Below are 11,835 nucleotides of genomic sequence, written 5' to 3'. Positions count from 1 at the left end.
TAACGCTTCTGGTAACTTTAGTAATTATTAGTGATCTCTTTAAGCAGGGGAAAGTGGTGCAGCGAGATTTGTTAAGTGAATAGCATTCCTACCCCAATCGTCAGAAAATATCTAGATAAAAATCCTGATTTTAGCTGTATCATATTCCATAATCACTTATATATAAAACAATAAATACCATAAATTCCATAAATAGAGTTATAGTTGAAAACTAATTGATCTCTTGATTATTTTGGCATAATTTTGTATTTTTTGAACAAAATACTATTATGATATAGCAGTTGCCATGCTTGTGAGGTACAAAGTTTTTTAGTTTTAGGGAACTCTGAACAGGGAACTCTGAACAGGGAATAAATTCGTGTGTACTTCATGAGACTGGGAAACGCTATAAGTAGAAAGTAACTTGTGTAAACTCTTATGCAACAACGAAAAATTTTTACTTGGCGATTATTTTACCAGGGACTATGTTGTTCTGTGATTACAGGACTTTATGCTTGCAATAATCAAGCAAATTCTGGTATAAATCTGGAAAATTTTAAGATTGGTGCCAATGTGACACAAATTCAGAAAATCAGCCGCAAAGATGACAATACTACAATTTATATTCAAGGTAAAGTAGAAAAAACCGCTCCTTTAATTAAAAAAAAAGCATATCAAATTAGTGATTCAACTGGTAAAATCTGGGTGATTACTAATCAGAGAAACCTGGGAATTGGAGAACAGGTAATATTCAAAGGTAATGTTAAGTACAAAAGTATTCCTCTGGACGGAAAAGAATACGGGGAAATTTATTTAGAGGTCAAGTAATTTATGAACGGTCAATTAGTGAATGTATCCGTTGCTATTCTCTATCGAGAGAATAAGTTTTTGATGCAATTACGGGATAATATTCCTAATATTATAGCTCCTGGATGTTGGGCTTTGTTTGGTGGACATATCGAACCTGGAGAAACTCCAGAAATAGCGGTTCAACGAGAAGTTATGGAAGAAATTGGTTATGAATTAACGGCTTTTTCTCAATTTGGAATTTATAGCGATCAAAAAGCTGTTCGTTATGTCTTCCAAGCACCCTTGTTAGTACCATTAAATCAACTTGTACTTTCTGAAGGTTGGGATTTAGATTTGTTAACAGCAGAAGATATCCAGCAAGGGGAATATTTTTCTCAAAAAGCAGGAGAAGTAAGACCTTTAGCAATTTTACCTCAAAAAATCATGTTAGATTTTATTAAAACGCTATAAAATGATAGTGTGGGCTGTATCAGTTAGGTAATCAAAAGCTTTGAAAATGAAAATTTTTAATTGCTTTTCCAATAACTTAGATTATTACTTAGATTATTAATAAATTCCATGGAATCACAACCAGAGAAAAAACTAGCAAATTTACCGAAATGGCTAAATATAGGATTAGCATTTCCTATAATTATTCTTAATGGATGGTTATTAATTCAATTTATTAACTATTTTCAACCTTTAGTGAGTATTATTTCTATTGCTATTCTCCTAGCTTTTGTTTTAGATTATCCGATTAAACTTCTCCAAAAACGTGGAGTACCTCGTATTTTAGCTGTTGTAGTAGTATTGCTATTATCTATTATAATTTTAGGTGCAATTGGGGTTATTTTATTACCACTTATTCTGGAGCAATTGAATGAATTAGCTAATCTTCTTCCCTATTGGATTGAATCTGGAACTCAACAAATAGAAGCTTTACAAAATTGGGCATCCACACAAAAATTACCAGTCAATTTAAGTGGTTTGGCTGCTGAATTTTTAGGGAAAATATCTGCTCAACTTCAGTCTTTTACTGGAAAAATCTTAGGTTTTGCTTTGGACACTATTGGAAATTTATTTAATTTAATCATAACTATAGTTCTGACGATTTATCTAGTTTTGAATGGTGAAAGTTTATGGGATGGAATTTATCTCTGGTTTCCTGCACATATTACTAGGAAAGTTAGGGAGTTACTGCGGGAAGATTTTAATAATTATTTCATAGGTCAAGCTACATTAGGTGCTATTTTAGCTATGACTATAACACTCGCATTTGTATTGTTACGTGTGCCTTTATCATTACTTTTTGGCTTAGGAATTGGTTTATTTTCCCTATTTCCTTTTGGAACAGGTATTGGTATTGGTATTGTTAGTTTATTAGTGTCCTTAAAAGACTTTGGTTTAGGTTTAGAAGTTGCAGCTATAGGTGTAGCTATTGACCAAATTAATTCTAATATTGTGGCTCCACGCATTTTAGGAAATTTAACTGGTTTAAATCCTGTATGGGTGGTAATTTCTTTATTGATAGGAGCAAAATTAGGAGGTGTGGTGGGTTTATTAGTTGCTATTCCTCTAGCTAGTTTTATTAAAGATATTGCTGATAATTGGCGCAATGGTGAATTTAAGGAAACCTCTGTTAATGTTGATATTGAATATCTAAAAGAATCATAAATTATGGAAAATCTGATTTATTGGTTTGGTGGATATTTATAAAAAATTCTGCCATATTAACTGCATATCTTATTTTTCAGATCTTATTTTTCATAAATGGGATGTAGTTGAATATGCAAAAAAACAAGAAACTGATTACAATACTCAAGATCAAATCTCATTCCTTTGTCTAACTATCATGGAAAACTTTGTTTTTTATAATCCTGTTAAAATCCTGTTTGGTAAAGGTCAAATTGCTAACATTGGTACAGAAATTCCCCCAGATGCTAAAATCCTGATTACCTACGGGGGAGGTAGTATTAAAGCCAATGGTGTTTATGATCAGGTAAAATCAGCATTAGCGGGACGGAATGTATTTGAGTTTGGCGGTATTGAACCTAACCCCCACTTAGAAACTTTAATGCAAGCCGTTGAATTGATACGCAAAGAAGGTATTGACTTTCTCCTCGCAGTGGGTGGTGGTTCTGTCGCGGACGGAACTAAATTTATCGCTGCTGCTGTTCCTTTTATAGGCGACCCTTGGGATATTTTAGCAAAGGGTGCGCCTGTAACTGCGGCTTTACCAATGGGGGTGGTGTTGACCTTACCGGCGACCGGTTCGGAAATGAATACAAACGCGGTTATTACCAAGTGGGAAACTCAAGAAAAGTTATATTTCGCCAGTCCTTTGGTATTTCCTAAATTTTCAGTTCTTGACCCGGAAACAACTTTTTCCCTCCCTCCTAGACAAGTTGGTAATGGTATTGTTGATGCTTTTACTCATGTCATGGAACAATATTTAACCTATCCGGTAAATGCACCACTACAAGACCGCATGGCTGAATCAATTTTGAAAACTTTGATTTCAGAAGGACCAAAAACTTTAGCAAACCCTACAGACTATGATACTAGAGCAAATTTAGTTTGGTCAGCAACAATGGCCTTAAATGGGTTAATTGCGGCTGGTGTTCCCCAAGATTGGACTACTCATATGATAGGTCATGAATTGACAGCTTTACATGGCTTAGATCATGCTCAAACTTTAGCGGTTGTCTTACCTAGCACTTTAACAATTAAACGCGATCGCAAATGGCAAAAACTTCTACAATATGCAGATAGAGTCTGGGATCTTGTCGGTGGTTCAGAAGAGGAACGGGTGAATACAGCAATTAGTAAAACTCGTGATTTCTTTGAATCAGTTGGGGTGCGTACTCACTTATCTGATTATGGTGTGGGGTTAGAAACTATTCCCGCAGTTATTGAGAATTTAGAAAAACATGGGATGACAGCTTTGGGAGAAAATAAAGATGTTAACTTGGAAGTTGTTGAGCAAATTTTAGCTCTTTGTGCTTAGAAATTAAATTGGTAGGGTAACGATAAATATTGCTTGATTTAGGGTGAAAGGGAAAGAGGAAAATGATCATAAACAAATATTTACTCTTTACCCTTTAACCCTTTCCATCACAAAGCAATTTTTAAAATCTACAATTTGAAAGACAAAGATTTTCTATAATTCAACCAAAATGGTACAAGTAATCCAAAAAGCTCTGACATTAGATGAGTTTCTGCAACTACCAGAAACGAAACCTGCAAGTGAATATATTGATGGTCAAATCATTCAAAAACCCATACCACAAGGAAATTATCATATTGAACATTTTAAACCTCAAGGTATAGATGAAACTGTGAGATTTGATTATTTTAATCTTATAGTTTCCTGTCAAGGAGAAGATCAACAACCCCGTGTTCCTGTACATTGTGGACATCAAAAAGATAATTGGTATGATGAAAAGTTGTTAGTTTCACCGTTAATAGCAAATTGTGCAGGGTTTTTTAAATATTCTGCTGCTGGTGAAATTTTACCGACAGAAGAAACTAATAAAAAACTTGCTGCTGAGACAACAATAGAAAAATTAGCTTTGAATATTCCCAATTTAAAAAGAATGCGTCAAGCTGCAATTGATGCAGAATTAAAATTATTAGAAGATGAAGACTTTAATGAAGAGGAAATCAGGAATATTATTAAGGATTATTTAGAATTGAATAATGACGGAAAGTATCAACCATTTTGTGTTACTATTGTTTATATTTTGGAAAATTATTACTGTAATTCAATTGATCCAGGTTAAAACATATTTCGTGGACAATAAGCAGTATAATAATATAAAGATATTAAGGAGCTTACATATTCCATGCCAACTATTAAACAAAGATTTACTGTAATTATTGAAAAAGAAGACAATGGGTATGTTTCCCTGTGTCCAGAATTAGATATTGCTAGTCAAGGAGATAGCATTGAGGAAGCAAAAGATAATTTAAAAGAAGCAATTGAATTATTTTTAGAGTTTGCTTCACCTTCAGAAATAAAAAATCGTCTTAAAAGCGAAATTTTTATTACTAATTTGGAGGTTTCTGTTGGGTAAGTTACGCTTACTATCAGGTAAAGAAATCTGCAAAATTTTACAAGACAATGGCTTTACAGAAGTTAGACAAAAAGGAAGTCATATTGTCATGCAAAAAGCAATAGAAGACTCTACTTTGACTGCTATTGTACCTAACACTCATCTGTTAAACTTGGTACATTAATGTCAATTATTCGACAATCTCAACCACCTCGTTCTCTATTTGAATAATAATTTTATCTCCAATCTCCAATCTCAAATCACTATGACACAACAACCGATACAAGTAATTGGCGGCGGACTTGCAGGAACAGAAGCAGCATGGCAAATAGCCCAAGCGGGCGTGCCTGTAATTCTTCATGAGATGCGCCCTAAACGCTTCAGCCCTGCCCATCATACCGAAAATTTAGCCGAATTGGTCTGTAGTAACTCCTTTGGGGCTATGGCCAGCGATCGCGCTGCTGGTCTATTACACGCAGAATTACGGCAACTTGGTTCTATTGTCATCTCTAAAGCAGATGAACACGCAGTCCCCGCTGGTGGGGCTTTGGCGGTGGACAGAGGACAATTTGGGGAAGATTTGACCAAAACCCTAGCCAATCACCCTTTAATTGATTTTCGACGGGGGGAAGTTACAGCCATTCCCGAAGGTATTGTCGTTTTAGCTTCAGGACCCTTAACCAGTCCCGATTTAGCCGCAGATTTACAACGATTTACGGGGATGGAATACCTCAACTTTTTTGATGCTGCAAGTCCCATTATTGCGGGAGATTCTATCAATAAAGATATTGTATTTATGGCTTCTCGCTATGACAAAGGTGAAGCAGCTTATCTAAATTGTCCCATGAATAAAGAGCAGTATTTACAATTTAGAGAAGCACTTTGTCAAGCCGAACAAACAGAATTAAAAGACTTTGAAAGAGAAACAGCGAAATTTTTTGAAGCTTGTTTACCAATTGAAGAAATGGCAAAAAGAGGGGAAGATACCATGCGTTATGGACCTCTCAAACCAGTGGGTTTATCCGATCCTCGTACTGGAGAACGTAATTATGCGGTAATTCAATTGCGACAAGAAGATAAAGCTGGTCAACTTTGGAATATGGTAGGATTTCAAACTAATTTGCGTTGGGGTGAACAAAAACGAGTATTTCAAATGATACCTGGGTTAGAAACAGCCGAATTTGTCAGATTAGGAGTAATGCACCGCAATACTTTTTTAAATGCACCTCAGTTAATGTTAGCAACTTTGCAATTTAAACAACGTCCCACCTTATTAGCTGCGGGACAATTAATCGGAACAGAAGGTTACACTGCTGCATCTGCGGGAGGTTGGTTAGCGGGAACAAATGCTGCGAGATTAGCTTTAGGAAAAGAACCGTTAATTTTACCTATTACAACCATGATGGGGGCATTATTTGAGTTTATCAGATCCGCTGCACCAAAACATTTTCAACCCATGGCTCCTAACTTTGGAATTGTCCCAGATTTGGGTGTAAAAATCAAGAGTAAACCTGAAAAATATGGACGTTACCGCGATCGCTCCTTAGCAGATTTAGCAACTTGGAGAAGGGAAAACTTACCCATTTTAATTGAAGAGGAAAAACATAGCTAATTTGCATAGCTAAAATTTGTCAAACTTTTGTGGGGTAGACTTCTTTCTCTTGTGGGGTGGGCTTCTAGCCCGCCATAATAATAAAATTTACATAAAATTTACAAATGACGCAAAAACCTCTCAACCCCTTATTTCTCCGTGTTCTCTGTGGTTTGTTATTATTAATACATAAATATGAAGTTGTATAGAAAGACCGTATTAAGAATAATTAACCGCAGATAACCGCAGATAACCGCAGATAAACACAGATAACCGCAGATAAATAATGATGATCATTCTGTGCAATCTCAGATAAAATTGCTATAAGTCCTAAAAATCAAGGTTAAAATAACGAAATTAAATTTTATGCAGTTAGAAAAAATTGTCAAAACAACTCACCAACAAAGTGTTTCCCGGTTCAATTATCAAATTAGATCATGGCTTAACATTAATTCACCAAGAGATATCCACTACACCAGTGGTAGTAGCTGACGTTTGGGTGCGTGCAGGTGCTAACCTAGAACCAGAATCTTGGTTTGGAATGGCACATTTCCTAGAACACATGATTTTTAAAGGCACTCCCAACCTGCTTCCTGGGGAATTTGATGATCACATCGAAAAAATTGGCGGTGTCAGTAATGCGGCAACAAGCCACGATTATGCCCATTATTGCATTACAACCGCTGCTAATCATCTAGAACATACTCTACCCCATTTAGGGGAATTACTCCTGAATGCAGCCATTCCTGACGACGAATTTATCAGGGAACGGGATGTGGTGTTAGAAGAAATTCGTGGTTATAATGATGATCCCGATTGGCTGGGTTTTCAATCTCTGGTTAAAAATGTTTACCAAAACCACCCTTATGGACGTTCTGTCTTGGGTACTGAGAAAGAATTGATGCAGCATTCTCCGGAGGCTATGCGTTGCTTTTATCGCAGTTATTACCAACCAGAAAATATGACTGTGGTAATTGTGGGGGGAATTGGTGAAAAAGCTGCTCAGGAATTGGTAAGCCGTGTATTTGCGGATTTTCCCAAACGGCATAGTTGTCCCCAAGGCAAAGTTCCAGCCCCGATAATTAAAGGCATTCGTCGTCATGAGTTAATATTACCGAGATTGGAACAAGCCAGGTTAATGATGGCTTGGAAAGTACCAGGTGTAGAAAAATTTCGGGCTGTTCATGGTTTAGAATTATTATCAGCGCTATTAGGGGCAGGCAGAATTTCTCGCTTAGTATCTGATTTGCGGGAAGATAAACAACTTGTTCAAGGAATTTCCTGTGATTTTTCTCTACAACAAGAATCAAGTTTATTTACAATTACAGCTTGGTTAGAATCAGAATATCTGCAACGAGTTGAAGATTTAATTTGTTCCCATTTACAAGCATTGCAAAATCAAGAAATTAGTCAGCAAGAATTAAATCGCATTCAGAGGATTTTATGTAATGATTATGCTTTTTCTACAGAAACACCAAATCAACTAAGTAGTTTTTATGGTTTTTATCATACTATAGCCCAAGCTGAATTGGCTGTTACTTATCCCCAAGAAATCCGGTCTTTCAATGCTCAGGAATTGCAAAAAATAGCTCAACAGTATCTTTCTCCAGCTAATTATGCTGTGACAATTCTCCAACCTTGTTAATTATTAACCTGTGAAATTAAGAATGCAAAGTATTAATAGTCCCTCGCTCATTCATCGTACTGTATTAAGTAATGGCATTGTTTTATTAGTATCAGAAAATCAAGCCGCTGATATTATTGCCGGACGGATTTTTATTCGTGCTGGTAGTTGTTATGAACCACGAGAAAAAGCTGGTTTAGCTCATTTGTTATCAGCAGTAATGACAAAGGGTTGTGATGGTTTATCAAGCTTAGAAATTGCTGAAAAAATTGAATCTGTGGGAGCTAGTTTAGGTACAGATGCAGCTACAGATTATTTTTTGCTATCTTTAAAAACAGTAACTGCCGATTTTGTTGACATTTTAACATTAGCCGGACAATTATTGCGATCGCCTACTTTTCCTGAAAATCAAATAGAATTAGAAAAACGATTAGCAATTCAAGATATTCGTTCCCAAAAAGAGCAACCTTTTCACCTAGCTTTTGAACAATTGCGTCAGGTAATGTACTCAAATCATCCCTATTCTATGTCAGTTTTAGGGGATGAAACAACTATGAGCAGTATTACCCGTGCTGACTTAGTTGAATATCATCAAACTCATTTCCGTCCTGATAATATTGTAATTAGCATTGCTGGACGCATTACAGCAGAACAAGCAGAAAAGCTAATTACAAAGATTTTTGGTGACTGGAAAATACCCACTTCTGTCAAATATACTCTTAATTTATCACCAATTATTGCCTCACCCAAACCTTGTCTACAACCCTTAAATACACAACAATCAATTATCATATTAGGTTATTTAGGACCATCAGTAAATAACCCAGAATATGCCGCTCTTAAATTGCTTTCTAGTTATTTAGGTAATGGTCTTTCTAGTCGTTTATTTGTAGAATTGCGAGAAAAGCAGGGTTTAGCTTATGATGTATCTGCTATTTATTCTACCCGACTATTTCCCGCTGCCTTTATAGTTTATATTGGTACCGCACCAGAAAATACCAAAATTGCTTTTCAAGGACTCCGCCATGAAGTAGAATTATTATGTAACACCGAACTATCAGCAGCAGCATTACAAACCGCTAAAAACAAAATTATCGGTCAATATGCTTTAGGTAAACAAACTAATGGACATATTGCTCAAATATATGGTTGGTATGAAATTTTAGGTTTAGGAATTGAATTTGATCAACAATTTCCCGAACTAATTAATAATGTCACAGCAACGGAGGCAATTACATCTGCTCGTAAATATTTACAAACACCATACTTGTCTATAGTTGGACCAGAAGAAGCTATTGGGACTGTCATTTTTTAACATCTTCATCTCATTAATCTCAAAAAAACCTGAAATTGCGGAAGTTGGGTTGACCCAAGGAAACCCAACAAAATCTGCTCGCCCTCAGTGTCATATAATATAAGCATAGGAAACTTATATAAAAGTTATAAAAGTTCTATGAAAGTTAGTCACATGACAAGTATCCCCAAATTCAGAGCCAATTGTTGTTATTGTTTACTATTGTTAATAACAACACCCCTATTGATTAGTTCATCTGCATTAGTATCAATAGCACTGCCATTTAAAACCGCTCAATCAAACCCAGAAACGAAAATTAACCGTCCTCTCCTAAAACTGGGTAGTCAAGGGGAGCGCGTTACCGAACTTCAAGCAGCTTTGAAGATTTTAGGCTTTTATACGGGAGATGTAAATGGTACGTATCAACAAAGTACAGCTATGGCCGTTTATCGCTTTCAGCAAGCTGCTGGGTTAAATCCGAATGGTAATGTAGATAATATTACTTGGCAAAGACTATTTCCCAGTCCTGCAAATATCTCTTCATCACCTAATACTATCAATAGTATTACTAATATTCCCAGTCAAATAAATAATAAACCCAAAATTAATAGCCCAACTATCAAACGCACAACCCCGGCAAATAAAATTCAACCAACTCCTATTAATCAGCAAATACCTGGTATCCAATATACAACCGAGGGATGGCCAATTTTGCGTTTAGGTATGAGTGGTCCAGAAGTAATTAAGTTGCAAAAACAATTACAAAATCTAGGGTTTTTAACTGGTAAAATAGATGGGTATTTCGGAGTATCCACGGAAACAGCAGTCAAATCTGCTCAACTCCGCTACGGACTAGAACCTGACGGTGTAGTTGGTGGTGGTACATGGAAAGTTTTTGTAAAACGCACTTCCCAATAACGATAAAAATATGAAACACTTCCTCTTGACCTGGCTTGGTACTGCGGTAGCATTGTTAATTACAGCTAAAATCGTCCCTGGTATCATTCTCAGTGGCTTTACTGCTGCTTTAATGGCCGCTATTGTCATTGGTTTAGTAAATGCCATTATTCGCCCTATTTTGCAGATTTTAGCATTTCCTATCACCTTCATCACTTTAGGCTTATTTACATTTGTAATTAATGCCTTAACTCTATGGTTTGCGAGTTCCATAACTCCCGGTTCTGGGTTTGAAATTCGGGGTTTTATTCCCGCTTTTTTCGGTTCAATAGTCCTATCAATTGTTTCTGGTATTATTAACCAAGTTGTTAATACAATTGATTAAATATCAATTTTTAATCACTTTTAAATTGTGGTGTCAGCATCCTGTCCGCTATAATTATACAAATTAAATACAAATTAAATGCAGTACAGTTGAGCAATGGCTAGAGTTAGCGCTCCTACTTTGTCTTGGAATCGAAAAATCTGTTTAGGAACTAATAAAGTTATTTCCGCAGATGTGATTTCTGAAGCTGCAAGAATTGCTGATGCCTCTGCTACGCTAGATGTCCCCAATAACTTAGTAATACTATGATTAGGATTAGGAACAAATACATTATTTAAAAATTCAGAACTAAAGGTTTTTAAAGGTAAATTTTCTGAATCACAAAATTCTACCAAACCAATTTCTGAAGCTTTTTTATCAATAGTTGCAATTCCAGCTATTTCATCATACACAAGTTGGTACTCTTGGAAAACCTTTTTAATAGCGGATTTAATTAACTCCTGGGAAATTCCTTGTTGACAACCAATTCCCACCCATAAACTTTTTTTATATCCCACATTATGCACTTCGTTTTGTAATAGGACTTACGCCAAATATCTCTCAAACCTCCTTTCCTTCCTGTTCTTTGCTCCTTCGTGGTTCATTGGAAGAAGATAAAAGGGGATAGGTAAATCTTTCAGATGTTAAATTAACTTTTTGACACAGATGGGGATAAGCTCACCACAGTCATCGCTAAAAAATTGTCGCCCAACACAAAACCCCCGCTAAATAAATAGAGGGGGTGATGTGGTTGTAAATAATAAACCTGGCATCGAGCTATTTTGACATGGGGCTACCCCCAAACTATCGTCGCCGCAGCAGCGTTTCACCTCTGAGTTCGGGAAGGTATCAGTGTGGTTCCACCGCGCCATAGACACCAGGAAAACTTGGTGATTTTGGATTTTGGATTTTCGATTTTAGATTGCAGAAAATAATTCAACATGGTTCACAGAAACTTAACAACTGATATTATTCTCAACTAGAGAAACTAATTATCAGTCTTTTATAATTCCCAAAATTGGAACTTTTAGTTTCTACATTGTTGGCAAATAATCCAAAATCTAAAATCTAAAATCTAAAATTCACAAAACCCTGAAGACTGCATTCGAGAACGAGAAATAATAATAGCAATTAAGAATATAGAGGTCAAGCCCTCGGTCTGTTAGTACTCCTCTGCTACATACATTACTGTACTTCCACATAGAGCCTATTAACGGGTGTTCTGCCCGTGACCTTACCTAC

13 protein-coding genes and 2 rRNA genes are annotated in these 11,835 nt (G+C 36.0%); 12 read left to right on the top strand and 3 right to left on the bottom strand.

Going from position 1 to position 11,835, the window contains the following annotated elements; translation table 11 throughout:
• The first annotated feature begins 417 nt into the window (after positions 1-417).
• The 12 genes from H6F62_RS15040 (at position 418) to H6F62_RS14985 (ending at position 10,614) form a co-directional block, all read left to right on the top strand.
• Positions 418-807: a hypothetical protein gene (locus tag H6F62_RS15040; RefSeq protein ID WP_137909179.1), complete on the top strand. Its 390-nt coding sequence runs from the start codon at positions 418-420 to the stop codon at positions 805-807.
• Between the two features lie 3 nt (positions 808-810).
• Positions 811-1,239, top strand: coding sequence for an NUDIX hydrolase (locus tag H6F62_RS15035; RefSeq protein ID WP_190372377.1), 429 nt, complete (start codon positions 811-813; stop codon positions 1,237-1,239).
• A 108-nt stretch (positions 1,240-1,347) separates the two neighbouring features.
• On the top strand, positions 1,348-2,442 hold the full coding sequence (locus H6F62_RS15030) for an AI-2E family transporter (protein WP_137909177.1): 1,095 nt from the start codon (positions 1,348-1,350) through the stop codon (positions 2,440-2,442).
• Between the two features lie 178 nt (positions 2,443-2,620).
• The gene (locus H6F62_RS15025) at positions 2,621-3,775 is read left to right on the top strand and encodes an iron-containing alcohol dehydrogenase (RefSeq protein WP_190372376.1); all 1,155 of its coding nucleotides are present in this window, start codon (positions 2,621-2,623) and stop codon (positions 3,773-3,775) included.
• 169 nt (positions 3,776-3,944) lie between these two features.
• Positions 3,945-4,550: a retron system putative HNH endonuclease gene (locus tag H6F62_RS15020; RefSeq protein ID WP_137909175.1), complete on the top strand. Its 606-nt coding sequence runs from the start codon at positions 3,945-3,947 to the stop codon at positions 4,548-4,550.
• A 63-nt stretch (positions 4,551-4,613) separates the two neighbouring features.
• A complete protein-coding gene (locus tag H6F62_RS15015) occupies positions 4,614-4,844 on the top strand; it encodes a type II toxin-antitoxin system HicB family antitoxin (protein WP_028084382.1) in 231 nt (76 codons plus the stop codon).
• Complete coding sequence (locus tag H6F62_RS15010; RefSeq protein WP_236097176.1) at positions 4,837-5,007, top strand: type II toxin-antitoxin system HicA family toxin; 171 nt, start codon at positions 4,837-4,839, stop codon at positions 5,005-5,007. Before H6F62_RS15015 ends, H6F62_RS15010 begins: the two co-directional genes overlap by 8 nt.
• An 81-nt stretch (positions 5,008-5,088) precedes the next feature.
• Entirely contained in the window at positions 5,089-6,435 is a 1,347-nt protein-coding gene (gene trmFO, locus H6F62_RS15005) for an FADH(2)-oxidizing methylenetetrahydrofolate--tRNA-(uracil(54)-C(5))-methyltransferase TrmFO (RefSeq protein ID WP_190372375.1), read from the top strand.
• Between the two features lie 385 nt (positions 6,436-6,820).
• A complete protein-coding gene (locus H6F62_RS15000) occupies positions 6,821-8,059 on the top strand; it encodes an insulinase family protein (RefSeq protein ID WP_190372403.1) in 1,239 nt (412 codons plus the stop codon).
• 22 nt (positions 8,060-8,081) lie between these two features.
• On the top strand, positions 8,082-9,353 hold the full coding sequence (locus H6F62_RS14995; protein WP_137909172.1) for a pitrilysin family protein: 1,272 nt from the start codon (positions 8,082-8,084) through the stop codon (positions 9,351-9,353).
• Between the two features lie 138 nt (positions 9,354-9,491).
• Positions 9,492-10,250 carry a peptidoglycan-binding protein gene (locus H6F62_RS14990; RefSeq protein ID WP_190372374.1) on the top strand — a complete coding sequence of 253 codons (759 nt, stop codon included), beginning with the start codon at positions 9,492-9,494 and terminating at the stop codon, positions 10,248-10,250.
• Positions 10,251-10,260: 10 nt separating this feature from the next.
• A complete protein-coding gene (locus tag H6F62_RS14985) occupies positions 10,261-10,614 on the top strand; it encodes a phage holin family protein (RefSeq protein ID WP_137909170.1) in 354 nt (117 codons plus the stop codon).
• Between the two features lie 74 nt (positions 10,615-10,688).
• Here H6F62_RS14985 and H6F62_RS14980 read toward each other — a convergent pair whose 3' ends face one another.
• The 3 genes from H6F62_RS14980 to H6F62_RS14970 form a co-directional block, all read right to left on the bottom strand.
• Complete coding sequence (locus H6F62_RS14980; protein WP_347238714.1) at positions 10,689-11,111, bottom strand: cobalamin biosynthesis protein; 423 nt, start codon at positions 11,109-11,111, stop codon at positions 10,689-10,691.
• A gap of 246 nt (positions 11,112-11,357) precedes the next feature.
• Positions 11,358-11,475: ribosomal RNA gene (rrf, locus tag H6F62_RS14975) — 5S ribosomal RNA — on the bottom strand.
• Between the two features lie 260 nt (positions 11,476-11,735).
• A 23S ribosomal RNA gene (locus H6F62_RS14970) occupies positions 11,736-11,835 on the bottom strand; the annotation flags it as partial.

Source organism: Anabaena sp. FACHB-1391 (genome assembly GCF_014696755.1).
In the GTDB taxonomy this organism is placed as follows: domain Bacteria; phylum Cyanobacteriota; class Cyanobacteriia; order Cyanobacteriales; family Nostocaceae; genus Dolichospermum; species Dolichospermum planctonicum.
Note: the sequence above shows the minus strand (reverse complement) of the source record. Positions and strands in the feature narration are given on the sequence as shown.

Excerpts from the sequence above, each read along its gene's own strand:
- H6F62_RS14995 (WP_137909172.1), top strand. The coding sequence starts at position 8,082 with ATGCAAAGTATTAATAGTCCCTCGCTCATTCATCGTACTGTATTAAGT.
- H6F62_RS15025 (WP_190372376.1), top strand. The coding sequence starts at position 2,621 with ATGGAAAACTTTGTTTTTTATAATCCTGTTAAAATCCTGTTTGGTAAA.
- H6F62_RS15040 (WP_137909179.1), top strand. The coding sequence starts at position 418 with ATGCAACAACGAAAAATTTTTACTTGGCGATTATTTTACCAGGGACTA.
- H6F62_RS15035 (WP_190372377.1), top strand. The coding sequence starts at position 811 with ATGAACGGTCAATTAGTGAATGTATCCGTTGCTATTCTCTATCGAGAG.
- H6F62_RS15030 (WP_137909177.1), top strand. The coding sequence starts at position 1,348 with ATGGAATCACAACCAGAGAAAAAACTAGCAAATTTACCGAAATGGCTA.
- H6F62_RS15020 (WP_137909175.1), top strand. The coding sequence starts at position 3,945 with ATGGTACAAGTAATCCAAAAAGCTCTGACATTAGATGAGTTTCTGCAA.
- H6F62_RS15015 (WP_028084382.1), top strand. The coding sequence starts at position 4,614 with ATGCCAACTATTAAACAAAGATTTACTGTAATTATTGAAAAAGAAGAC.
- H6F62_RS14990 (WP_190372374.1), top strand. The coding sequence starts at position 9,492 with ATGAAAGTTAGTCACATGACAAGTATCCCCAAATTCAGAGCCAATTGT.
- trmFO (WP_190372375.1), top strand. The coding sequence starts at position 5,089 with ATGACACAACAACCGATACAAGTAATTGGCGGCGGACTTGCAGGAACA.
- H6F62_RS14985 (WP_137909170.1), top strand. The coding sequence starts at position 10,261 with ATGAAACACTTCCTCTTGACCTGGCTTGGTACTGCGGTAGCATTGTTA.